At 37.2% G+C, this 25,970-nt stretch carries 15 protein-coding genes, 1 tRNA gene and 1 pseudogene; 6 read left to right on the top strand and 11 right to left on the bottom strand.

The window, feature by feature from the left end; all coding sequences use genetic code 11:
* Nucleotides 1–1,044 precede the first annotated feature (1,044 nt).
* Together ACP6PM_RS28395 and ACP6PM_RS28400 are read left to right on the top strand one after the other, a co-directional pair.
* A complete protein-coding gene (locus tag ACP6PM_RS28395; RefSeq protein WP_426590243.1) occupies nucleotides 1,045–1,302 on the top strand; it encodes a hypothetical protein in 258 nt (85 codons plus the stop codon).
* 125 nt (nucleotides 1,303–1,427) lie between these two features.
* Nucleotides 1,428–1,676, top strand: a complete 249-nt coding sequence (locus ACP6PM_RS28400) for an ISAzo13-like element transposase-related protein (protein ID WP_426590258.1) — start codon at nucleotides 1,428–1,430, stop codon at nucleotides 1,674–1,676.
* Between the two features lie 229 nt (nucleotides 1,677–1,905).
* Here ACP6PM_RS28400 and ACP6PM_RS28405 read toward each other — a convergent pair whose 3' ends face one another.
* The 7 genes from ACP6PM_RS28405 to ACP6PM_RS28435 form a co-directional block, all read right to left on the bottom strand.
* Nucleotides 1,906–3,801, bottom strand: a complete 1,896-nt coding sequence (locus tag ACP6PM_RS28405; protein ID WP_426590244.1) for a calcium-binding protein — start codon at nucleotides 3,799–3,801, stop codon at nucleotides 1,906–1,908.
* 514 nt (nucleotides 3,802–4,315) lie between these two features.
* Nucleotides 4,316–8,335 (bottom strand): non-ribosomal peptide synthetase, encoded by a 4,020-nt coding sequence (locus ACP6PM_RS28410; protein WP_426590245.1) that lies wholly within the window; start codon nucleotides 8,333–8,335, stop codon nucleotides 4,316–4,318.
* Between the two features lie 3 nt (nucleotides 8,336–8,338).
* Complete coding sequence (locus ACP6PM_RS28415) at nucleotides 8,339–8,584, bottom strand: phosphopantetheine-binding protein (RefSeq protein ID WP_426590246.1); 246 nt, start codon at nucleotides 8,582–8,584, stop codon at nucleotides 8,339–8,341.
* Nucleotides 8,568–9,917 carry a type III PLP-dependent enzyme domain-containing protein gene (locus tag ACP6PM_RS28420; protein ID WP_426590247.1) on the bottom strand — a complete coding sequence of 450 codons (1,350 nt, stop codon included), beginning with the start codon at nucleotides 9,915–9,917 and terminating at the stop codon, nucleotides 8,568–8,570. Before ACP6PM_RS28420 ends, ACP6PM_RS28415 begins: the two co-directional genes overlap by 17 nt.
* A gap of 133 nt (nucleotides 9,918–10,050) precedes the next feature.
* Nucleotides 10,051–11,622 (bottom strand): class I adenylate-forming enzyme family protein, encoded by a 1,572-nt coding sequence (locus ACP6PM_RS28425; protein ID WP_426590248.1) that lies wholly within the window; start codon nucleotides 11,620–11,622, stop codon nucleotides 10,051–10,053.
* A 192-nt stretch (nucleotides 11,623–11,814) separates the two neighbouring features.
* On the bottom strand, nucleotides 11,815–12,711 hold the full coding sequence (locus ACP6PM_RS28430) for a diiron oxygenase (protein ID WP_426590249.1): 897 nt from the start codon (nucleotides 12,709–12,711) through the stop codon (nucleotides 11,815–11,817).
* Nucleotides 12,712–14,042: 1,331 nt separating this feature from the next.
* Nucleotides 14,043–15,410, bottom strand: coding sequence for an MFS transporter (locus ACP6PM_RS28435; protein ID WP_426590250.1), 1,368 nt, complete (start codon nucleotides 15,408–15,410; stop codon nucleotides 14,043–14,045).
* A gap of 238 nt (nucleotides 15,411–15,648) precedes the next feature.
* On the opposite strand from ACP6PM_RS28435, the gene ACP6PM_RS28440 reads away from it, so the two are divergent.
* Both ACP6PM_RS28440 and ACP6PM_RS28445 read left to right on the top strand, forming a co-directional pair.
* A complete protein-coding gene (locus ACP6PM_RS28440) occupies nucleotides 15,649–15,828 on the top strand; it encodes a hypothetical protein (protein ID WP_426590251.1) in 180 nt (59 codons plus the stop codon).
* A 262-nt stretch (nucleotides 15,829–16,090) separates the two neighbouring features.
* A complete protein-coding gene (locus ACP6PM_RS28445; protein ID WP_426590252.1) occupies nucleotides 16,091–19,123 on the top strand; it encodes an AMP-binding protein in 3,033 nt (1,010 codons plus the stop codon).
* Between the two features lie 867 nt (nucleotides 19,124–19,990).
* Here the strand turns inward: ACP6PM_RS28445 and ACP6PM_RS28450 are convergent.
* Nucleotides 19,991–20,063: transfer RNA gene (locus tag ACP6PM_RS28450), tRNA-Ile, on the bottom strand.
* 185 nt (nucleotides 20,064–20,248) lie between these two features.
* On the opposite strand from ACP6PM_RS28450, the gene ACP6PM_RS28455 reads away from it, so the two are divergent.
* Both ACP6PM_RS28455 and ACP6PM_RS28460 read left to right on the top strand, forming a co-directional pair.
* Entirely contained in the window at nucleotides 20,249–20,917 is a 669-nt protein-coding gene (locus ACP6PM_RS28455; RefSeq protein WP_426590253.1) for a hypothetical protein, read from the top strand.
* 101 nt (nucleotides 20,918–21,018) lie between these two features.
* Nucleotides 21,019–22,518 (top strand): hemolysin family protein, encoded by a 1,500-nt coding sequence (locus ACP6PM_RS28460; RefSeq protein WP_426590254.1) that lies wholly within the window; start codon nucleotides 21,019–21,021, stop codon nucleotides 22,516–22,518.
* 313 nt (nucleotides 22,519–22,831) lie between these two features.
* Here ACP6PM_RS28460 and proX (ACP6PM_RS28465) read toward each other — a convergent pair whose 3' ends face one another.
* From proX (ACP6PM_RS28465) to ACP6PM_RS28475, 3 genes and pseudogenes are all read right to left on the bottom strand, one after another.
* Nucleotides 22,832–23,848, bottom strand: a complete 1,017-nt coding sequence (gene proX / locus ACP6PM_RS28465) for a glycine betaine/L-proline ABC transporter substrate-binding protein ProX (protein WP_426590255.1) — start codon at nucleotides 23,846–23,848, stop codon at nucleotides 22,832–22,834.
* A 509-nt stretch (nucleotides 23,849–24,357) separates the two neighbouring features.
* Nucleotides 24,358–25,368: a glycine betaine/L-proline ABC transporter substrate-binding protein ProX gene (gene proX / locus ACP6PM_RS28470; protein WP_426590256.1), complete on the bottom strand. Its 1,011-nt coding sequence runs from the start codon at nucleotides 25,366–25,368 to the stop codon at nucleotides 24,358–24,360.
* A 160-nt stretch (nucleotides 25,369–25,528) separates the two neighbouring features.
* Nucleotides 25,529–25,741, bottom strand: a pseudogene (locus tag ACP6PM_RS28475) (glycine betaine ABC transporter substrate-binding protein); the annotation flags it as partial.
* Between the last annotated feature and the right edge of the window lie 229 nt (nucleotides 25,742–25,970).

Consider the following 25,970-nt stretch of genomic DNA (forward strand, 5'->3'; position numbering starts at 1 on the left):
AAGCAATTTATGGCTAATTAGGAACTATAGAAGTTCCGAGTAATAACAGTCTTTTTATTCTTATTTACTCTATGGAAATCACTCCTATATGTGTGTAATCAGTCTAATTCGCTCCTCGAAGCTTCCAAAGAAACAAAATTATTTACTAGAGATAATTTTTCTATTATATCACTTAAAGTTATCTATACAAGTGCAGAAAATTTTATATTATAGCTCTATGCAAATAGCTTAGGAAATTCCTCTGTTCTCTATTCCCTATTCCCTGTTGCCTTACAACCAAAATTTATTGTTGTAACCAAAAGACGTAGTGCTATATGTCCGCTGGTATTGTTTGTGTAAATCCAGGCGTGAATATCTACAGGGAATTTAAGTTTTTTCCTGGTTTTAAGCCTTCTCTCCTAGATAACTAAAGCCTCCTTCCTTACCGAAACATTAAGGTATAATACCAATTACCATGCATTAATGCTATACTTCAACACCTCAATAATTACCAAGATTTTTTGTCTGTTTTTAACAATTATTAGTCGGTTAGTATATATTTTTCCTACTTTTAACCTCTCCCCACACCTCCCACACTTCCCACACTTCCCCACCCGATCGGGTATAGCATTCTTTTTGATAAATGGTATAAAGCCTCTCCATTCATGGAGAAAAAACGGTCGATTGGATATGACGAAGAAACCTCGCCATATCCAATCGACCAAGAGAAGAAAAAAATTCCTTTTAGCTCAATCCTATCCGTTGTAAAAAGAGGTAATTATTAATTGTTAATTATTAATTGTTGAACCATACTTTATAATACCAATGCTACCAGAGATGAAATTAGCTAATAATTGTCGAATTATTTTAGATATCTCCAGAAAATAAACTTGATCTTTATTGAGCATCAGCAATAAAAGTAAAAGTTCCTGAAAAAATCATTTTCCGTACCTTTTTGCTAAAAATATCTTGCCTGTTCCCAGTTAGGAATGAAAATTAAATAAGATCCAAAAATAGATAAAGTAATGATAGGCTGCTCTTTATACAAGTTAAACTTCTAATTCTATGAATCCTTATCCTGTGAAAGTAGAGCAACAAATGCAAAAACTATATCAGTCATTATCAGAAAAAGATCGTCGTCGTTATGGGGCAATAGAAGCGCTGAAACTGGGATGGGGAGGAATAAGTTATATTAGCTTACTATTTGGGTGTGACTACTATACAATTCGGTTTGGGATAGACGAACTTGATGATGAATCAGCAATGAACATGAGGGATATTTGTCCCAGTGGAGGAGGCCACATCCATACTGCTTCTGTGTGATGGCGGTGGCAGCAATAGTTCAGGTCAATACTTGTTCAAGCAAGACTTGCCAGCTCTAGAATCGTGAATTAGGAAGAGAAATTTCCATTGCTCACTATTCCCCCTATACTTCTAAATATAATCCCATTGAACATCGTCTATTTCCTCATATTAGTCGTGTCTGTCAGGGTGTGATTTTTGAATCCCTAGAGATGGTCAAAGACTTGATGGCCAAAGCAAAGACAAATACTGGTCTGAAAGTATTTACTACCATCTTAAACCGGGCTGATCAAACAGGTGGTAAAGTTAAAGAGGATTTCAAGCAAAATCTGAAAATTATCTTTGATGATTATCTACCCCAATGGAATTATACTGCTCAACCACAAGTGTCATAAATTCTGGATCTTATTTAATTTTCATTTCTTAGGCATTTATAGAAGATTCCTCATGCAGTATGGATTTTAGCCATGCTTACTCAATTTTTGACCCTGTTTAGGCGATCGCCATTTATCAAAATATCATTAGATCATTGAGAAAAGTCTGAAACAAGGTATTTTCGTTCCTACTCAGATAGTAAAAAGTACGATGCCTAATTCCTGAAATACTCCTATATTTGTTAAGTCCTCAACCAAAGAATAAAGATCCTTCTGAGAGATCACTAACTTGAATATTGTTCAGCACAGATAGCTCAATACCAGAGAAGGAAATTACCGTGTCTTCACCTCTTTGGCTAATATCTAGGTCATTGACTGAACTAACACCAATGCCACCAACGGCAATTTGATCAATTCCCGCTTCAAAATCAGTAATCGTGTTACTTGAATTCGGGAGTCCACTAGTGCTGATCCAGAAGATATCTGATCCTAACCCTCCAGTCATAATATTGTTGCCACCCTCAAGAATCATAAAGGTATCATCTCCTTTTCCCCCCAATAAACTATCCCCTTCTCCAGCAAAAAAGGTATCATCCCCCCTATTACCATAGAGACGGTTGTTGCCTAGAGTACTGGGAAACGAAGGAGCAGTCGCTTGACTGGCATCTATTAAATCATCACCAGTTCCAGCAAAAACACTATCTTGATTACCATCAAAATTATCACTAGGATCGGCTGCATCAAAGATATTGTCGCCCGAATCTCCAAAAATATCCTCTTTTTCGGCTTCTATAGCTGCAGCTCTAGCTGGAGCTGGTTCATTTGTGTTGGATACGAGGTCGGTTGGTTCAGTAAATCGATAAATACCTTCAATGGGTTCAAAAATGACATTATCTGGAATCTGGTCTGGATAAAAATTGGTAAAACCAATCATTAAACTAGCACGGGAAAGGAGATAGTCGGGTTTGACTTCTGGTTCAGCACTATGCCCAATACTGAAACCAAAAGGAGAACGCATCGTTTCTAAAACATCATCAAAAGTTGGAGCTTCAGAAATAGGCAGACCCCCTTGGGTATAGTAAGGTCCAAACTCTTCAGGTCGGTTAATGTTATAAGGAACTTCTGTAAAGAATGTTCCTCCTTTCCCTTGTTCATCAAGTAATTGGTCATAGGCAAATTCAAAGGTAAAACTTCCGGTTCCATCTGGGTTTCCTTCAAATACTGGGGTACTAAGTTGATGAGTAACAGGCAAAGAAAGGGCTATATCTTCGATACCGTCGTTGTTAACATCAATGCCTGTATTAGTCTCTGGAATTATCTCAAAAATATCAAACTCATTACCAATAAGATTGCCAGTTTGACCATCGTACCAAAAATTACTTTCAACTGTGTTGATACTGGTTAGCATCCAAAGCTGCCATCTCGAATCTTCGATGGATACTGGGTACTGATTGTAAGGGGTGGAAGGATCGTCATCTCGAACAATATCTACTCTGTAAGGTAATCCTGTAAAATCAGCTTCCAAAACTACTGTATTTGCTGACTTGGAATAGGTTAATGTCACATCAACCCCACCCTCTAACATTTCTGGAGTAACGATATCAAGTTCATCAGTGAAAGAGACATTAGCAGCTTCTAGGGGAAACCGGATTCGCCCTTCATCATCAGGAGCAAATTGAGTCGCTAGATTAATAAAGGCATTGGTAAGGTTTTGAGTGGCAAGCTCTGGATTAAAAGAGCGATATTCTTCGAGATTAACAGATTCGGCAAACTGTCGTCCCTCTTCTAAGCCAAAATTTTGGAGATGAAGTAAAGCTTCAGAATTACTAAGATTAGCTAGATCAGGGTTAGCTTGTTTGTAAAATTCTAGATCAACAAAGGGAGAAAATAAACGACCTTCTTCGATCCCTATTTCAAGTAAGTGATCTAAAGCTTCCTGATTGGTAAAGTCAACAAGGTCTGGATTAGCTACCCGTTTATAATAGTCTAAATCGATAAATGGGGAAAATTGCAACCCTTGATTAATTCCCACATTTAAAAAGTGGTCTAATCCACTAGCAAAGTTTCCCTGAATTACCGATGCTGCTGCATCAGGATTAATCTCTAAATAGAAATTTTCGTTGAAAACGTCATTAATTGAAATCATTGAATTCACCTTGTTTTTGATGGTTTAATTGGTTATTTGTCTCAGATGTGAGGTACACCCATCGCGGGCAAGATGCCCGCACTTGCATTCATTTAATTGTTAATATCTGTACTTCATATAATTGGAATCTGCTGTAAGATATCAACATCTTCTTATTGATTGTTGAAATTAAAGTAACTTTAACTTATTTCATCAATTTTTAGAATTACTATGCTCGAAAAACATAGTCTTATGAGACTCATATTAATCGAGAAAAAATTATAATTTTTTCGTAAGCATTCAGCTATTAGCCGTCAGCTCTCAGCTTTTTAATGAACGATGTAGTTCGATAGACTATTAAGGTTAACTGTTGGACTTTTACAGTAACTTTTAATTCTTTGAAACCTCTCAGTTGCTTTTTCCTCTTTTAAAGGTAATAAAGCTGATAGCTAATAGCTGACGGCTGAATGCTTACATTTTTTCTCGATTTTATTTCCGTTATTCGACTACAATACTTGTTAGAAAGTGGAAAAACTTAATATTGATTTTGAGAAGTCTCTAAAATCAGTTTGGCCAGTTGATTAACTGTTGGAGATTTTAAAAGAGAATAATGATTTCCTTCTAGCTCAGAAAACCAAGTTGTTTTTGGCAACAAGGAATGCCATACCTCTATAGAATTACTCGCCACACGCTCTTCAACATTTTGCGTTGCCATCACAACTAGGCAAGGAATCTCAGCTTTTAGGGGCAAAGCCTGATAACTATGAAGTGCCTCAATATTAGACCGAAAAATCTCAAAAAGAGAAATTAAATCCTGTATATTCCCAGCGGGTAGCCAATGTTTTTGTTGTGCTTCTGTGAGTGCCTGAAGCAATAGATTTGTAGAATTGTTTTCTTCTTGAAGACAATTCAATGCTAGGTCTTGATCTACTTCAGCAAGATCGGACACAAACCAAGAAATAAGTTGTTTAAATTCTGTAGCCTCTTGACGTAATGGAGCCGGACTATCAATTAACACTAAGCTATCAACTTTAATTCCTTGCTTCGTAAGTTGCTGGGCTGCCTCATAAGCGATAACCCCTCCCATTGACCATCCGCCAAGATGGTATGGACCTGATGGATTAGCAGAGTGGATCTCTTTTAGATAGAGTTTGGTCATTTCAGATAGGGACAGCTGGCTTTTTTGTCTACTTGTACCAGATGCTTCCAGGGCTAAACAACCAAATCGTTCTGATAAAAGCTGTGCTAGGTCTTTATAACAGAGGATTCCGCCGCCTGATGGGTGGAACCAGAATATTGGAGGTTTAGATTGATGACCAGTAATTGAAACTAAAGAAGTTTCACTACTATCTACTCCACTGTGATAGTGTTCATCAATAAATTGAGAAAGTGCTTTGATAGTGGAATTTTGTAAAAGAGTGGTTACAGGAATATCCAAATCAAAGGTATCAGCGATTAAAGCCATGAGACGAATGGCACTGAATGAATTTCCCCCTAGTTCAAAGAAATTATCCTCTCGCATCAGAGTTTCTATGCCCAGAATTTCTGACCACAATCTGGCTAAATTCCTTTCTGTCTCAGTGTCAGGTGGTTCGCTATTTTTAGAATGTTGGTAATCACTGGGAATTGGCAGAGCTTTGCGGTCAACTTTTCCAGTTGCTCCCAAAGGTAGTTGTTCGAGAAAGATGAAACGGGTAGGAATCATATAATCAGGCAAGAATTCTTCAGCGTATTGTTTCACTTCTTGCAAATCTACCTCTGTGTCATTTTTAGCAATTAGATAAGCAGCTAGATAAGCATTTTGTGGCTGTTCTCCAATTACTTTGACCGCAGCATTAACTATTGCCGGATGCCGTTGAAGAGTGCTTTCTATTTCTCCTAACTCGATCCGATATCCCCGAACTTTGACTTGACCATCTTCCCGTCCTAGAAATTCGATGTAACCGTCTGAACGGCGTACACCCCAGTCTCCCGTTCGGTAAATTCGCTCATGGGTAACCGGATGTTCCAAATAGGAATGGGCTGTTTTTTGTTCATCTTTCCAGTATCCTTGAGCAACACCTACGCCACCGATATACAGTTCTCCGGAAACATTATCAGGTCGTGGCTGTTTTCGACTATCGAGAACATAAAATTCCTGATTACTAAGAGGATAGCCATAGGGAATGCTTTTCCACTTCGGATCGACACGATCAATGTCGTAGTAAATAGACCAAATAGAACCTTCTGTTGCGCCTCCTAAACTGATAGTTCGTGATGAAAACAGTTCTTTGAGTTTGCCAGGTAATCTGACAGGAATCCAATCTCCACTCATCATGAACAAGCGAACTGATAAGTCGCTAGTCAATAAATTACTTTCAAAATACTGAACCAAGAGTTGCGCTAAGGCTGGAACTGAGTTCCAAACAGTTACCCCGTGTTTTTTACATAATTGAGCGCACAAGGCAGGTTCTCGATTTATCCCCTCTGGTGGCAAAACAAGTGTAGCTCCTGTTGCCATAGTACCAAATATATCATAAACTGACAAGTCAAACGTCAGTTCGGAAATACCAAAGATAGTATCTTGTGAAGTAATCCCAAAGCGACGATTGATGTCCTCAATGGTGTTGACAGGTCCAAGATGATTTAGGACAACGCCTTTGGGTGTTCCCGTTGAACCCGAAGTAAAAATCACATAAGCTAAGTCATTAGGGGACTGAATTCGAGGTAAGTTCTCGCAGTTCTTCACTAGATTATCGTTGACATCAACAGCAATTTTTTCTACCTCTTTGAGACAACTATCATTGAGATGAGCAGAATTTGTTAAGACCAAACGGCAACCACAGCGTTCTAAGATGTCCTGTTTCCGATTGTCGGGAAAGCTAGGAGAGAGGGGAACATAAGCTGCCCCTGAAGTTATAATTGCCTGAGCAGCAATTACTTGTTCCCAACCTTTAGAAGCATAAACTGCAATTAATTCATTAGGCTTGACTTGATACTGCTCGCGTAAAGTCCAGGCAATACGATTGGAAAGTTCAGTTGCTTGTTGATAACTGAAAGTCCGTCGTGAGTCAATAAGCAGTGTTTGATCTGGTGTCTTCTGGGTTTGCTCATAGAGATATTCATGCAAACATCGCTCTGTAAGAGGTGCTTGAACCTTATTATATTCTTGATGACTTGCTTGCTGTTGTGGAGAACGAAAATCAAAATAAGATTCCTGCCAAGTTTCCTCTTTCTCTAAACGAGAGACTAGAGAAATGTAGGCATCAAACATATCGTTTAAGATTCCTTCCTCAAAAGCTGAGTCAACCGTGTCCCAAACTAACGCAACACCTCCATCCGTTCTACTAATGGCTTGATGATCTAATAACACTTGGGGCGTTTCTAACCCGCAGAAAACCATGTTCTCTCCTTCGAGTTGAAAGATACCTGGTGTCACTGATTCATCAGGTTTGTCTAACATACTGACAAATGCAACTGGACTTGATGCGTAAAAAGCAGACCCTTGCTGGCGATTTCGTTCTTGTAAGACCTCTAAACCACATACCATGGAGCGAGCAACATCACGAAAAACCTGGCGATGAATATCATCAGTATGTTGGGCAAATGACTTGGCTTCACTGAAGTTCACTTCTACCAAGACAGTACTGGCAAAATTTCCTACTACCCCAGAAAGATCCCCAAATTCTGGATCTCGATTCTGAACCATCATTGTCAGGGAAAAATGTTGGTTTTTTGACCAATAAGCGACTATTAAACTAAAAGCTGTTAACAAGAGGGTTGTGGGATTTATATCTTGTTCTTTAGCTCGTTTAGTAATGATTTCCCACTGCATTGCAGAAAGGACATGGCGACGGCGAACGAGGTGGGAACGACGAGGGACAACGGAATTGGATTTTAAGGGTAAAAGAGGTCCTCCTGGTAAAGTTTTCAGCCGTTCAAACCAGTAGTTTTTTGTTCGTTGATAACGCTCTGATGTCTGCTTTTGTCGTCGGTGGACTTCATAACCAGAAAGGTCAAAGGATTTCTCGCTCCATTTCTGGTAGGTATTGGTATACATCTGAGACAGTTCAGACAAAACAGTGCGAACGCTACTGCCATCAAGAAACAATAAATCTATATTGATGTGAATCCGCGTTACATTTTTGAGTCTGGTAATTTCTAGATGAATATTGGGAGGGTTTTCGGCTTTGATGTCAGCCCGATAAAGTCGTTTCCTAATCTGTTCAAGCTGCTCAGTCACTTCTTTATGATTCATTTGACTCAGGTCATGTTCTGGAATGTCAGAATCAAAGAATCCCTCTTCTACAAAAATTTCAGCAGTAGGCAAAACTTTAGCTTGCAGCATGGGATGTCTAGCTAACAAAGTGTTTCGGGCTTGGTAAAGTGCCTGGATGTCGCAATCAAATAGCTCAAACTCTAAATAAAGATGAGGATGAACGTGCAGATCAAAGCTCGTTTGTTCTCCTATCCAATAAGCTCGCTGTAGAGAAGATAGCTGTATGCGACTACCAGTGGATAGCTGATTGTTTAAGGATTCTCTTGTTAGAAGTGTTTCGAGATCGTATGTTTTCATAAGTCAAGCAAGAAGTTTTTCAATAGCAGAATTAAGGGTATTCGTAGTTTTAAATACATCGGGAGTTAATAACTCATCGGGAAAGGTGACTTCAAACTCATCTTCAAGATCAAGCATTAGATTTGTGGCTGCCATAGAATCTAATCCTAAGCTTGTAAGTTCTGTGTCATTATCAATTTGGTCAACGGATGTTACCAATTTCAAATGTTCAACCATACAAACTTTAAGTTGTTCAAGCGTATTGTTCATGGATACTGTCTCCTGTTATATTGATGGATAAATTTTCTGGTTCAGGAAGTAAAAATTGCAGAGATTCATGGCCAGTTCGCAGACTTGATAAATCTACTGGAATTCCATTACGTAAAGAGACTTCTAAGGGAGCAGGACGACTTAGAAAAGCTACTAAACTAGCTGTTAATCCATAAGCTCCAACGTTTGGAATAGCAACAATATCATTGATCTTCACCGATGGAGGCAACTCGGTTCTGCGTGTCAAACAATCAAGTGGACTACACAATGGACCAACAACTAAGGTTCGTCCGTCATTAGCTGTTTCTGTTGACCAAGCTTCTTGTTCAGATGAAAGGTTATACATCAAAACATAACCTCTGGGAATTCGTCCTAATCCTGACATTCCGCCTAAATGATTAATTCCGGCATCTAAAACCACAAATTGAGAATCAAATTTTCCGGGTTTTATATCCAGAATTGTAGCCAGTAGTGTACCGCTTGAAGCAGAAAGGTAACGTCCTGATTCAAACCAAATTTCGGCTTCTGCTGTGTATTTTCGTTGAGCCAGTAGTTGCTCTAAACGAAAACGCAAATTATCAAGAGCGATCGCTGATTTTTGATTGGCAAAAGGCCAAGGAAAACCGCCACCCAAATCAATCACTTGAGGGGTAAATCCAAGCTGACTGGTAAGTCTCTCAGTACAATCAATACCTGCTTTAAATGATTTAATCAGAGATTCTTCACTGTCGATCTGAGTTCCATAGTAAATGTGATACCCAATAATCTCCACATAAGAACTCAGTTGACTAAGTCGTTGAGCACCATTAAGTAGAACACTTTCTTCAAAACCAAATTGTGAGGGGGTACCACTCATCGCTAGTCCGCCTTGGAGTGGTTCCATCGGGTTAACCCTCAGCAATAAACGGATGCTTTTTTGGGCTGTTTCAGCAGCCTTTTCCAGACGATCTAGATCGGTATAAGACTCTACTGAAAAATGATTGACTCCTATGGCAATAGCTTGACCAATTTCCTCTGTCGTTTTTCCTGGACCACTATAGAGGATTTGTTCAATAGAAATTCCAGAATTACAAGCAACACTAAGTTCATGGTTTGAGCAGACTTCTAAACAACACCCAGCCGTTTGTACGGTTTTGACAATAGCTGGTAGTGGATTAGCTTTGAGAGAATAAAACACTTTGGCATTAGTAGGCAAAGCCTGTTTTAATTCCCTGACTTGATGTTCCACAATATCAAGATCATATACATAAAGGGGAGAGCCAAATCTAGCGACTAGGGAACGCCAATTATCGAAAGCTTTCTGTTGAGTTTCTAAGTCTTTAACATTAGGCATAAGTTTTTATGCATTCAATTATTTTTTTCAAGGTAAAACTAACAGCAAATATCAGTTTTAGCACTGCTAAGTGATTTGCCTTTGACACTCCACTCATTTCATGGAGTGGATTCTTGCTTCGTAGACTACTTGACTACCGATTCGTTAAGGATGAAATTTTCTGCTTCCTTAAGGGAGCGATTGATTGTTTTTCAGATTTTTTTCGCCAGATTTCCTCTAATGCTCGTTGATTAACTTTTCCATTCAAAGTATTGGGAAAATTCTCTAATATCTCGACAAAATCAGGAATCTTGTATGACTCTAAAACTTCACTGAGTTTTGACAAAATCATCTCCTGAGAAATCCCTGCTTGAGCGGTAATAATAAATAAAATGAGATGCTCTTCTAGCTGTATAACTGCAGCGTTCTTAACTTCCTCCAATTCCAAAGCTGCTTTTTCAATTTCTAGAGGATGAAGGCGGAACCCTCGCCGCTTTATTTGTTCATCTTTGCGCCCAGCAAAGTAGAGATATCCTTCTTCATCTATTTTGAAGTTATCCCCTGTATAAAGAGCGCGTCCTATTCCCGATGGATGAGGTCGATAGCGAACTTCGGTTTCAACAGTAGCTTTCCAGTATCCTAGAGCAAGATGACGCCCACAGACAACCAGTTCCCCGACTTGACCAGGAGAAAGTCGATTTCCTAAGTCATCAATGACAAATGCGTCCGTGTCATCAAGTGGACGACCGACAGATCCAGGACGTTTTTTGGCTTCTTCGGGAGATAAAATCGAGACACGCTTACATTCTGTCAATCCATACATCGGATAAATTGAAGCTTGAGGAAGTGCGTTTTGTAATCGAAGAATATGTTGTTCGCTCAAGTGTGCGCCAGTGTTAGTAGCAAGACGAATTTCTGGTAAGATTTCTTGCCGTCTCTCTAACATTTTTAACAAGGATTCAAAAAGATTAGGAACCCCTGGAAGAATGTTGATGTTTCTTTTGCGTAAAGTTCCAATCAATGATGGACCTGCCAACTCCGAGCTATTCACAATAAGTCTAGCACCAACTTGTGCAGCAAGAAAACCTTGATATAGACCATAATCAAATGAGAGAGGGAGAAAAAGCCCAATTGAGTCTTCTAAGGAATAACCTAGTCGCTTTTGAATTTTTTCAACGACAAAGAGTATATTATCCTGAGTCAGTACCACTCCTCTGGGTTTTCCTGTTGACCCCGAAGTATAAATAATTAAAGCAGGATCAGTATCAATTGTTCCCCGCTTGGAACTTAAGGCTTGAATACTTTCTAGGCTTTGTTCAAAAGGAATAAATTCAAGGTTGTTGAGCACTGAAATATCGAGTAAGGAACTACCTTGAAAACAGTGAAAATGTGACTTCGTTTTGTCATCTAACAACACTGCTTGTGGTTGAAGCTGACTGTGAATATTTTTTAGCGTTATCTCAGTGCTAGCTTGATGCAAGATCGTTGCGGTCGCACCGAGAACATTGGCAGCAAACAAAGCTAATAAAATTTCGGGTCGATTTTGGGCAACTATTAGCACTCGATCCCAACGCTGAACGCCTACAGACTCTAAGCGTTTTGCTAACTGATAAACTGCGCTAACTGCTTGTGCATATGTATATGTATGTTCTCCATCCAAATACACCCGATTTGGCCAACGTTCTGCTGCTTGCCATAGTAGCGATGTGAGAATTCTTTGGGACATGAGTGTTTTTCTTTGTTTAAAAAGTTAATGAGAAATTTAAGTTCGACAAAACCTGTTATGTAAAACTATTAAAATTAACATTCTGCAAGTTTATATTTCGCAGACGTTTGAATTTTAATAGTTTATTTTTGACTTAAACATTTTGTTAATGTTTAAGGAATTAGATGACTAACTCATAATCAGGTCTGTTTGTTAGTGAGTACTGGGCTTTGAGAATAAGCCGATTTTTGTAAAAAATTTAGTGACACGTTCTAATAACTTATTATTAAATTGGTGACGGACTGAATTAGCTAGTAATTCTTTACGAATCTGACCTGGTTTTTCAAATCCAGCATCAGCATAGATTTCACGCCGATAGAGCTTTTGTGTAGCTAGGTTCATAAAACTTTTCACAGCTATTTCAATTTCCATGATCCGTTGTTCTGAATATCTATTTTTTAGCTCCTGGCATACTAAGTTGATATACTGACGACCATAGGTGATGTGTCTACCTTCATCAGCATGATGAAGTTTATTAATGTCCTGAATGAACTTTGGTAAAGTGCTGTCTTTAGCCATTTGACGATTATAAAAATCAACGATTTCTTCAAAAATCAGAATACGGCTAAAGAGCATGAAGTTGGCGATATCAGCTTCTGGTAAATTTGCCATGGCTAAAGCACGGTCTGGATAGATTTTTTTCCCATATTGCAGACAGAATTTTGAAAAATACCACATATGCTCATTCTCTTCTGCGATTAAATAATGTAGATATTCCGAGAGAAATTCAAACCCTGGTGTATGAAGTCGTCCTGTCATTTCTACTAACAGTTCACGAATACCTGTCACATTTAGACTACAGAAATTAATAAATTCCCACTTGCTTAATTCAATTAATTGTTCTTGAGTGAGTTCATGTTCAAAACGAGTTCCATGAACCGACATTAAATTAAGGGACATCCACAACTTGTTTTGCTCTATATCTTCTGGCCAAACAAGTTCTTTAAAGGGATCGTAAATGTCAGAATTTGTTTGCTCAATAAGTTTATTGAGAATTTTAGAAAACTTCGATGTGTCTTGAGTAAGAGCTAATTCATTTATTGCGATCATTTTTGTTGATCCTCTGTACAGTGGGTTACTTAAGGTTGCTTCAAATAACTTAAAGTTACTTAAAATTGTAATCTAGACGACTTTTAAGTCAATTCGATCACTATGTTGACTATTTAAGCTCACGGGGTGACAATGGTTAAAAACATAAAAAATGACGGGAGGTATTACACAGCGCCTGTTTTAATGGCTGGTTGAATAACGACAAGCGGGTTTTAACCTGGAGTAAAAGTCTGCTATGATAGTCGGATACGAGTAAGAACAAGGTTTGTAGCTATGACATGACTGCTAGTTAGCGTGAAATTCCGGCTCCCAGGAGACGGGAACGCGCGTTTTCTACGACGGCTGTTAGCTCCGCATTCCGTTTGCTTAGCATTCCGAAGGAAAGGAAAAGTAAGTAGGCAGAGATCAGCAGCGATTTATTGCTCCAACACCGCCGACTAAAACCACTCGGAAAGCTACAAAAAAAGGTAAGCTCACAGCTAGATTTCGGTCTATACCGAAGAGTGTAGGAATCTGTTGATAGGCTTGAAGCAAATGTGGATTGATCCCATTTGCAGTGAGTTAACCACACACAGCAGGGTGTTTCAACCCCTGGAGATGTCAAGCACACTTAAGAGCGAACACTCTAAAAGTGAAACTCCTAGATGGTAGATGCTTAGGGATGGCTCTTGGTTGAAAAGGAATCAAGTTCTTTCCTCTAGCAGTACATATATCTGATGCAAGTCAGGTTATGCACTTTTGAGGAGTTGCAGAAAAAATTTCTGAGCAAATCCTCACAACTTGCCTCATGCGCTTAGAAGCTGTTAGCATCACCAAAAATGCTAAAAGTATTTCTATTAAAGGCTTTTGGGTTTTGAATTCAATCGGCATCAAAACTTAATATCGTTCCGGCTTTCACTTTTGAATACTGGGACTTAAACAATTTTTCAGCCCAAATATAGCCTCAACTAGCTTTATAAGTAGATTCCCAGAGACAGGACATCTTTGCAGTGGGTTAAACACACACAGCATGGTGTTTCAACCCCTGGAGATGTCAAGCACACTTAAGAGCGAACACTCTAAAAGTAAAACTCCTAGATGGTAGATGCTCAAGAATGGGTTAGTGAATTATGTCAATAGTGGCAACAACGAGAACAATAAATTGTTTAAATTCTCTGAAAATTGAGACTGTTTTAGAACAGCTAAATCGGATTTTTTTAGATTCTGCTCCGATTATTTATTATGTTGAGAGCAATCCTAATTATTTTTTAATTATAGATGAGGTATTCAATTATATTGAGTCCCATTCAATCCATGTTATCACTTCTCCCACCTTAAGTTTTTCCTGTTGTCTACTCTGACAAAAAGTCTATATCTTTTTCGGAGATGTCTTTTGAGCTAACCATAGAATCACGTTCCGTTAACAGACGACGTAATTCTTTTTGTCGAGTGCTATCTAGTGGAAAGTTCCAGATAACGATCGCTGCTAAAAGACTAATTGGAATAGGTACACAAATAAATATATATTTAAGTGCTTCAATTGTTCCAGCAGTATTTTCGCCCCCAGGAACAAAACCTATCCAATCTAAAATAGGATAAATCATCCCAACTCCCAAAGCAGAACCAACTTTGTTAGTCATGGTTAACAGAGAATAGTAAAGACCTGTACGCTGTGTCCCTGATTCCAAGTTATCATGGTCTGTAACGTCTGCCATAATTGAGCGCAATAAAAACGCTCCTGCACCAGATTCGATGCCGAAAAGAATATTAACTAAAGCATACAACCATAAGTTTCCTGGTTGAACGAGCAATAAACCGATAAGAATTACACAACCATATATTTTAGCAACACCAAAAGTCCGATGCTTCTCTAACTTATAACTAAGACGCATCCAAAAAGGAATGCCACAAAAACTAGCTATGAAATAGAGTAAGAGCATTAGACTAGACCATTCACCTAGTTGCATGACATAACTGACAAAAAAAATGTAGATCGATCCAACAATTCCTGGAGCAAGACCAGTCATTAAATTTGCTACTAGCACTCGTATTAGCAGTTTATTTTTCAACAGCACAGAGGTTGACTTGAACAAACCAAGTTGACAAGATGGTCCCACAGGTTTTTCTTTGACATTACTAACAGCGATCGCTACAGTGATTGGCAGCAGTATAATTGTAAACCAACCCATAGCAGCAACTTTAGTTCCACTATCAGCACCTCCAGTCTGTTCCAGAATAGTCGGAAGTATCAAAACAGCTAACATACCAAAGACTAAAGCAAATTCTCGCCAACCTTGAACTCGCGCTCGTTCATAATAATCTGATGATAATTCTGCACCCCAAGACATATGAGAGATACTCAGCAGAGTCCAACCAACATACAACAACAGCATCCAAAACAGAAGATAATTTCCTGTGACTGGTGCTTCCGGTATAAATACTTTGTAAACGCAAATCATTAAAATAGGAACAGATAATATAATCCAATGACGCCGACGACCTAAAGGAGTTGTCACTCGATCGCTGAGAACACCAAGAACTGGATCGGTAAAAACGTCCCAGAAACGGGTAATCATAAAAACTGTGCCCACCAGAGAAAGGCCAAGTCCCATTTCTTCTGCATAAAATGGGGGAAGGTAAACTAGAAGAGGAAGGCCAAGAGCAGAAAGGGGTATTCCAGGAGAGACAAAGGCTGCAATAGTTTTTTTGGTGAGATTCATCTTGTTTTATTGTTTATGGCCTTGGGAGCAAAATATAAAATTATATTTCATTTTAGGCAGATGAATTAAAAATTACACTAAGTTCTATATTTACTTAAGATTGATGGATCTATTGAGGTTATTGTGATGCGATCGCGCTTTGTTATTTTTATTGATTATATTCTCAAGTACCAGGAATAAAAAATATGGTGTTATTATTCTGTTATTCATATAACTTGGAAACCAAATAAAATTAATTATGCAATGTTGGAGTCGAAAACTTGCTTTAGTAGAACAATTTATAGCACTAGGCCATGAATTAGGAATAGCAATAATTATTAATTTTGTTTACTTTGCATCTGCCAAATTACTTTTAATTTCAGAGGTAAATTTATCAGATTTTTTACTTGTTAATTTGAGAAAATATTGTGAATTATAAATCACCAACTAAAATCTGGGTTGCTTTGTATCTTTGTTAGAGTTTAATCAGTTAGTTCGCTAATAATATCTAATCTTGGGTAATTTAGCTAGAGAATTTAAATGTAAAATACATGACGCTTTCATAAGTGGTATTCATAGTTAAAAAAACTTAATCTTGAAAAAGATAGCAAATTAGTTCTGGATAAAATAAATATTTACCATCTCTAAGAATTGATTTGACAAGATGTTACATTTAATTATACAATTGGGGGATTAATGCTTTGATTAATTTACCTTATATTGATAAATTGACAAAATTACCAGATAATATGCAATTTAATACTTTAATAGACCTCCTACAATATAGAACGCTAAATCAACCGGAGCAAAAAACCTATACTTTTCTCCAAGATGGTGAAACAGAAAGTGATAGTCTTACCTATAAAACTTTAGAACAAGAGGCCCAGGCCATAGCAGCTAATCTTCAGTCCCTGAATGCAAAAGGCGAAAGGGTCTTGTTATTGTATCCTCCTGGACTAGAATTGATGGCAGGATTTTTTGGCTGTTTGTATGCTGGAGCGATCGCTATACCTACCTCTATACCCCGCCCTAACCAGCCAATTTCCAGATTAGAAGCAATTGCAGCAGATGCTCAAGCAAAGTTTGTTCTTACTACCACACCTCTATTAGCTTATTTACAAGGTCGCTTTGCTGAAAATTCTACACTGGCAAAAATGCAGTTGTTAGACAGCAATAATATTATTGCTCAGAATATGGGGGCGCATTGGCAAGAGCCGACTATTAATGGTGATACCCTAGCTTTTCTACAATACACTTCTGGCTCAACTGGAAAACCAAAGGGGGTAATGCTCGCTCATAAGAACATTCTCCACAATTTAGCTATGGGTTACGAACAATCTGGAACTACACCCGAAAGTCATACTGTGACTTGGTTGCCCTTTAGTCACAATACGGGATTAGTAGTAGGAGTTTTACAACCTCTCTACGGTAATTTCCCAGTTAAAATCATGTCACCGTTGGATTTTCTGCAAAAACCGTTGCGTTGGTTAATGGCAATTTCCCATTACAAAGCCACTCAAAGTTTAGCTCCTAACTTTGCTTATGACTTAGTTTGTTTTCAAACAACCCCCGAAGAACGAGCAATGCTTGACCTCAGTAGTTGGGAGTTGGCTGTGAGCGGTGCTGAACCTGTTCGGGCAGAAACTATCGAACGGTTTGCCTCCACTTTTGCACCCTCTGGCTTTCGCAGACAGGCATTTACTGCTGGATATGGAATGGCTGAGAGTGTTGTCGCTATTACTTTAGGGGTGACAACAGATTCCCCAGTTATTCTGAATATTGATAAATCTGAGTTTACTAAAAATCAGATTATAGTAGCTGCTGATGAAAGCGAAAGTACGCAAAAAATTGTTAGTTGTGGTCGTGCTGGTTCAGGTGAAAAAATTCTGATCGTTAACCCAGAAACCTTGACCGAATGTTCAAGCTACCAAGTAGGGGAAATTTGGGTATCTAGTCCGAGTGTTGCTCAAGGTTACTGGAATAGACCGCAGGCAACTACAGAAACTTTTCAGAATTACTTAAAAGAGACAAACGAAGGTCCGTTTCTCAGAACGGGTGACTTAGGATTTTTGCTTGATGATGAATTATTTGTTACTGGTCGTCTCAAAGATTTAATTATTATCCGAGGTAGCAACCATTATCCCCAGGATATTGAGTTAACGGTAGATAGAAGTCATCAAGCTTTACGACCTAGTTGTGGTGCAGCATTTTCGGTAGAGGTGGAAAGTGAGGAAAGATTGGTTATTGTTCAGGAGGTTCAGGAGGCTTACTTAGAACAACTGGATGTAGAACAGGTGGTTAACACGATCCGTCAAGCTGTATCGGAACAGCATCAGTTACAAGTTTATGGAATTTTATTATTGAAAACAGGAACTATCCCTAAGACTTCTAGTAATAAAATTCAGCGCCATGCTTGCAAAGCAGGTTTTCTAGAAGGAAGTCTTGATGTTGTCGGCAAAAGTATTTATCAAGAATTGGATCGGCAAGAAAAAGAAAAGCAAGCCACCTTGGATCGAAAAACACTCTTAGCTACTACACCCGAAAAACGGCAGGAATTACTAATATCTCATCTTCAGATATTAATCTCAAATATTCTCCAAGTAAATCCATCTCAATTAGACTGGGAACAACCTTTAACTAGCATGGGATTAGATTCTCTGACCGTTGTTGAGTTGAGCGATCTTCTGCAAGATAGTTTGGGAACTTCTTTTAAGGCAACACTAATTTTTGAGTATCCCACAGTTGCAGCTTTAGCTAATTATCTGGCAAAAGAAGTGCTTTCCCCACAACCATCTGCAAATTATGATATTGGGTTAGTTGCAGATGAAAGTTTAGGTTCGGGTTTTGCCTCCCCGGTAATAACAATTCAGTCAAAGGGTTCTAAACCTCCTTTCTTCTGTATTCCTGGAGGTGTAGGAACAGCATTTTATCTTCACTCTCTAGCTTTTCATCTTGGTCAAGACCAACCATTTTACGGACTACAAGCACGAGGAATGGATGACCGAGCAGAACCTCAAACAAATGTAGAAGCGATCGCTGCCGACTATATCGACGCATTAAAAAATATTCAACCCCAAGGTCCTTATTTTTTGGGAGGTCATTCTTTCGGGGGTCAGGTAGCATTTGAGATATCCCAACAGTTACAAAAACAGGGAGATGAAATCGGTTTACTTGCTATTTTTGATATTCCTGCTCCCTTATTTAGTAGTTTTATAATTGCGGGTTGGGATGATACTAAATATATGAGTGAGGTGGTGAGGTTATTTGAATACTTTTTAAAGGAAAATTTAGAGATATCCTACAACGATCTGAAGGTTTTTTCTCCTGATGAACAATTAGATTATGTAACAGAGCGGTTAGTACAAAAGCTTCATGTGCGTCCTTCGGCAGCAGCAACAAGACAGGTACATGGTTTTGTCAAAGTTTTAAAGGCTAGTGTTTATGCTATGGGTCATTATCACCCAGAGAAACTTTATCCGACTCCTATTACTCTTTTCCGTAGTAGTGATGTTCGTGTTTGGAATAGCGCCATTGGTGTGACTGATGCTATTCGCAACCAACTGCAAAAGAATTCTTGTTTAGGTTGGGAGCAACTTTCTCAAGGTTCTGTGGAACTTGAGACTGTACCGGGAGACCATATAACTATGATGCTTGAACCTCATATTCAAGTTTTAGCGCAGAGGCTCAAAATTCGTATTCAGGAAGTATTGCTGAAGTTAGAAGTTAAAATTTAGGGTGGTGGTGCATTGTAATGGTGGTCTATTGTAATTATTTTGCTCAAGGGGAACAGTAGTGGCAGGATCTTGCTCCCATGAAGCAGCATTGTCGATCGCCATCTACCATTACTATACAGGACTACCAAAGTTAGAAGTCAGAAGTTAAAGAAAGCAGCACGGACTATATTTGAGAAGTAGACCACAGTAGTGAGGTTCCATGGAACTTCCCTACAAGGTCATTTCAGTTATCAGTTATCAGTTATCAGTACCTCTAGCTGAAGCATCGGGATTGACATCAGGAATAGTTTCTTTTCTCTTGGTCGATTGGATATGGTTAGGTAACCCATCCATCCCATCCTACTCCATGCTCCTAAACGACCACTTTTTATCCCCTATCCAAGGGGAGGCTAATGACCACAATTTTTCGGTTCTGCGATTGAGATGCACATTTTTGTAGCATTCTTTTTTCAAAGTGGTATTCTGACTTCTGAGTTCATTTAATATCAAATCAGGTAGTATCGGTATAAAAAAGTATATTATTTCGGGGAAAGTATGAAAGTATTAAATTCCCTACCATACTAACATCTACCTCCCATAAACTCGGTTTCTTATAAAACCCATTCCTGACTCTGTCCTCGGTCCTCGGTCTTCCTGGTAAAAAACGCGGGTCCCTGACAAATATACCTTCAGGAGTTCTATAAAATTCCACGCGCAAGGGGATTTGATGTAACAAACAGGCAATATACCCATTCTACAAAACTATTAAAATCATCCCGCATTTATGCAACAGCCAAGATTTTGGTTTACCAAATTTTGATTAACCAACAAAAAACTATGGCATCTGCCATTACTTAGGAAATATTAAATTTTTTAGTGAATTAGAAATGCGCCCTGCTGGAATCGAACCAGCCTGAAAGCGAATTATGAGCTCGCTGCCTCCCCAATCGGCCAAAGGCGCTTATTTCTCAGTTATTATATATCAACGATATAGCCTTACACTAATTTTATATTATTACATATTTTCCTGACTTAAGTTAAAAGTAAAGAGAAAATTAGAATAGGTAAGTTTGGACATTAATACATAGGAATAATTTATAGTATATCATAACAAAAAACAAGATCGTAGCTTAGACAGAAAAAACTATGAACTCTAGTATTGTGCTAACTCTAAGTCTGCTGGCTCTAATGTTTAGTGCTGGTTTGGGTAGTGCTTCTTGGGGATTTAAACTGGGCAGGGAAGCCTTAAAAGGAATTACTCAACCAGATACTCGTCCTACCAATAATTTAGTAGGTGCTAAAGACAGTTCAAATCGTCGAGAAGAAGTGGTCATGTTAAAGGAGGAAAAAATTATTATCAATGTAAAAAATACTATTATAAATGGTGGAATCGCTGAGAAAAAAACTACTAAAGAAAATTCCCAGAAAAAAACAGCTAAGGCCAAGTCTTCTCAAGACACTAAATCCAAGCAAAGTTTTCCAATTGTAAGTAGTGATGCTGGAATAGTATTGGAAGTTAATGATGTTCGCAAGTGGGGCAACTCTCTAGTCTTGGATGTTAATTTAAAAAACCAAGGAGATCGAGCTGTAAGATTTTTATATAGTTTTTTGAATATTACAGATGAGCAGGGAAGAGTTCTTAGTGCCAGCACAGAGGATTTACCAGGAGAACTGCCACCAAATGGTAGAAGATATTATGGTATTATTACCATCCCAATTACTTTATTAGATAATGCTAAAGAACTGTCCTTAGAACTTACAGATTATCCAGCTCAAAAGTTAAATTTGAAAATGTCTAAAATTAAAATAGATTAAGTTGATTTTTAATTTTGAGTGGGGAGGCTTTAAACCGAATTTTTTGATCAAAAATTGTAAATTTTAAACATGAAAATGTTCATAGGTCTGAGGCAAAATCAATGGCAATAAGTTTGCTAGAGATGCCAGGCTTAGAAATGCTGATCTGGAGAGATATGACGTGGACAGATATACTATCACGCATCTTTTCAGTTTTTCTGCTAATTGCCATAAATGCCTTCTTTGTCGTGGCAGAATTTTCTATTGTTTCTGTGCGAAGGTCACGCATTAATCAATTAGTAGATCAAGGTGATGTTCCAGCAAAAATTGTTCAGCAACTTCAAAGACATATAGACCGACTACTTTCAACAACTCAGTTAGGTATTACTTTATCTAGTTTGGCTTTGGGTTGGATTGGTGAAGGAACTATGGTTATAATTGTCAGAAAATGTATAGCAAATTTACCACTACCTATTCATATTAGTCAAGCGATCGCCCACTCCCTAGCTATACCTATTGTCACCTTTTTTATTTTGGCTTACCTACAAATTGTATTGGGAGAATTATGTCCAAAGTCAGTAGCGCTACTTTATTCAGAACAGTTATCTAGATTATTAGGCCCTCTGAGTCTAGCTATCTCTCGCTTCTTTAATCCGTTTATTTGGATATTAAATCAATCTACTCATTGGTTATTACGACTGGTAGGAATTCAATATACTGGCAGTGCTTGGAAAGCACCAGTTACTCCAGAAGAATTGCAATTAATTATCTCTACTTCTACTGAATCAACAGGTTTAGAAGCAGAAGAACGACAATTACTTAGCAATGTATTTGAATTTGGAGAAGTATTAGCTGTAGAAATTATGGTTCCACGGACAAATATAGATACTATTTCAATTGCAGCTACTTTTCAAAATTTGTTAGATGAAATTCAGGTATCTGGTCATTCCCGCTATCCTGTAGTTGGTGAATCCATAGATGATATTCAGGGTATTATTGATTTTAAAGAATTGGCCAAACCTTTAGCTCAAGGATTATTATCTCCACAAACTTCAGTTGTCTCTTGGATTCGCCCTGCAAGATTCGTTTCTGAACAAACGTATCTGAATGAGTTATTATCATTAATGCAAAGAATGCGTCAAATCCCAAATAGTCCTCAGCATTCAGAAATGGTAATAGTGGTAGATGAGTTTGGTGGAACTGCTGGATTAATTACGCGGGAGGATTTGATTGCTGAAATTATTAGTGGTGATAGTTATGAAGTAACTGACACTGAAGAACTTGCTTTACAAATGTTGGACGATCGTACTTTTATTGTCCAGGCTCAGTTAAGTGTTGAAGAAGTTAATCAACTTTTAAATTTAGATTTGCCAGTGAGTGAAGATTATCAGACTTTGGGGGGATTTTTGATTTATCAATTACAAAAAATTCCTACTGGAGGAGAAAAGTTATCCTACCAAAATCTTGAATTTACTGTTATTTCTGCTGAAGGTCCTCGTTTAGATCAAATCAAAATTCGTCAATTAGAAGAGTTAGGAATTGAGCAAACTGTTAACCTAGTTTTAGAAGATGAAACAGAGGAAACAGTGAATCAAATTCCACCAAATGAAATAATTGATTAAGCATTCAGCTTTTATTCTGAATAGACCTCTTGCAAAAAAATTTTGTAGTATAATTAAAAATAATTTTTTGTCTAAATTTACGTGACAATGACCCCGGAATTCCTCATTTTTTTGAATATGAGAAATGGTATAAGCTGATGAAGCTGAGAAACCCTATATCAATAGATAAGGTTGAATATTTGATTTGATGATAATTTTGGTCTTAATTTAAGTACCAAGCAAATTATAAAATTCAACAAGCTGGAATTGTGGAAATTTTCGGTAGTATTTATAGCTAAATTTCTCAAATTTTCAAAGTAAAAATGATTTGAATTTAATTAGCTGCTTCTCTTGCTGTTTCTAACCAACTATCATATTTTTGCTGATGATTTTTTACCCACTCTTGGGCATGACGTAAAATGTCTTCTGGTTTGTCTTCACCTTCTTTAATGCGTAAACTTTCAGCACTCATATCTGCAACGGGAATTTCTACTAATTCAAACCATCTTTTAGCAACTAGGTTAGCTTCTAGAAATTTTTTATTAGCTACGATCTGCTGTTTACTTCCAGAAAAGCCAAGATTTTTTCTATCTACTGATGTATCTTTTTCAGTTATATTTCCCATAGATTCTGGTAAGGAGGTGGAGGGTACTTCTAACCAGACTACATCTTCTCCTGGCTTTAATACTGTAGATATCCAGTGGGGATTATAAGCATAATAAATAATAGCTTGTCCTTGCTTGTACCGAGTAATGGCATCTGCCAGGAGAACTGTATATTGTCCTTTATTATGTTCTACTATATCTTCCAGTCCGTAAGTTTTGAGGTGGTAATCTATTTTTGACTCACAACCCCAACCTACATTACAACCAACTAAATTTGCTTTACCATCTCCATCTGAGTCAAAAAGTTTAGCAATTTCTGGGTCTTGTAATTGTTCAATGCTAGTAATTTTATATTTATTGGCTGTTTTTTTGTCAATTTGATATCCTTGCATTCCTGGAGGGGTTAAAGTTCCAACTCCCTCTAATTTTTCTTCTCCGCCAGCATTTTTGAAGAATTTTTCGTGTCCTGGTTGGTAGTAAACTGTGCTATATTCTAAGTCTCCATTAGCGATAGAAATATAAATTACTGGATAATCACTTTGTTTTGGTTTTTCGACCTTGTAGCCTAGTTTTTCTAGACCAATATTAACAATATTAGTTTGAAATAATTCTTCTATCCAAGCACTATTATAGGCGCTCCTAATGCTGACAGTTTGGGAATTAGGAACTGGTTGGCAGGAGGTGAAAATTATTAATAAACTTGTGAGGATAGTTCCTAAGATTATTTTGATATATTTTTGTTTCATTTTGGTTCAATTGGCAAATTTTTAGTATAAAAAATAATCTCTGATTTAATATTTTATTTTCTAGTAATTTTTGGCTGAATGAAGTAGCAATCAAATTGGGAAATTGAATAGTATGGAGTTCTGATAATCTGCAATAATTTTTAGAATGGAGACTTCATTATTTTTTTCTAGTCTCAGATTTTTTTCTAGTGCCGCATGGAACCTCCATACATTCTTGTTCTTTTTCACAAGATGTCTATTGGTGAGGTACAAAGTTTTTGATTTTAGGGAACAGAAAAGAAGACAGATAATTGTATCTCACTAAGGGAAGAAAACCTATATAAATAGTATCAAGTTGAATATTTGATTTGATGATAATTTTTTCCTTCATTTAAGAATCAAGTAAATTAGGAAATTAAACAAGCTGGAATTGTGGAAATTTTCAATAGTATTTACAGCTAAATTTATCTATTTTTTAAATATACTCTCAGCTAATTTTTTTTGTTTTTTAAAGTTAAAAAGCTTTGAATTTAATTAGCTGCTTGTCTTGCTGTTTCTAACCAACGATCATATTTTTGCTGATGATTTTTTACCCACTCTTGAGCATGACGTAAAATATCTTCTGGTTTGTCTTCTCCTTCTTTAATCCGTAAACTTTCAGCATTCATATCTGCAACTGAAATTTCTACTAATTCAAACCACCTTTTAGCAACTGGGTTAGCTTCTAGAAATTTTTTATTAGCTACAATACGCTGTTTAGTTCTAGAAAAGCCAATATTTTTTCCATCTAGTAATGTATCTTTTTCTGTTATATTTCTCATATCTGGGAACGAGGTAAAAGGCACTTCTAACCAAACTACATCTTTACCTGGTTTTAAAATAGCAGATATCCAGTGAGGATTATAAGCAAAATAAAGAATTGATTGCCCTTGTTTGTAGCGAGTAATAGCATCTAGTAATAGAAGATTATATTGGCCTCGAGTATGTTCTACTGTATTTTCTAATCCATAAGCTTCGATTTGATGGTCTATATTTAACTCACAAGCCCAACCAGGATTACAACCAACTAAATTTGCCTTACCATCTTTATCCCAGTCAAAAAGCTTCGCTATTTCTGGATTTTTTAATTGTTGAATATTAGTAATTTTATATTTATCGGCAGTTTTTTTGTCTATTTGATATCCAGCCATCCCATCAGGTGTCAAAATTCCAACTTTCTCTAATTTTTCTTCTCCACCAGCTTTTTCAAAGAATTTTTCATGGGATGGTTGGTAGTAAATGGTGCTATATTCTAAATCTCCATTAGCCATGGAAATATAAATAGCAGAATATTCAATTTGTTTTGGTTTTTCGACTTCATAGCCGAGTTTTTCTAGACCTAGATTAACAATATTAGTTTGAAATGACTCTTCTATCCAGGTACTATGAGCAGTCCGAATAGTTGCAGTTTTAGAATTAGGAACTTGTTGACAGGAGGTGAAAATTATTAATAAGCTAGTTAGGATTGTTCCTAAGATAATTTTTAGAGATTTTTGTTTCATTTTGCTTGGATTTAAAAACTGTAATTCAGTAGTTAGGAATAAATTTCCTGATTATGGAAAGAGAAAATTAGAAAAAAAAGCGTATCTTATTAAGATGAAAAATTATCTCTCAATACTATCAGGTTGAATATTTAAGAGTATGTTCTACAGTATCTTGTAGTTAATAAGCTTCAATTTGATGGTCTATAGTTAGCTCACAACCCCAACCAGTATTACAACAAACTAAATTGGCTTTAGCATCTTTATCTGAATCAAAAAGTTTGGCTATTTCTGGCTCTTTTAATTGTTGAATATTAGTAATTTTATATTGATCGGCAGTCTTTTTATCAATCTGATATCTTTGCATTCCTTTAAGAGTTAAAATTTCCACTCCCTCTAATTTTTCTTCACCACCAGCATTGTCAAAGAATTCCTTGTGTACTGGTTGATAGTAAGTAACACTTGGGAACTGGTTGACAGGAAGTGAAAATTATTAATAAGCTGGTTAAGATTGATCCTAAAATAATTTTTAGGGATTTTTGTTTCATTTTGGTTTGATTAGCAAATTTTATATAGCAATCAGGAATCAGATGTGAGAATTGAGGTGTTCCTTAAAAGGATAG

It is taken from the genome of Dapis brunnea BLCC-M229, assembly GCF_050015995.1.
Lineage (GTDB): Bacteria > Cyanobacteriota > Cyanobacteriia > Cyanobacteriales > Microcoleaceae > Trichodesmium.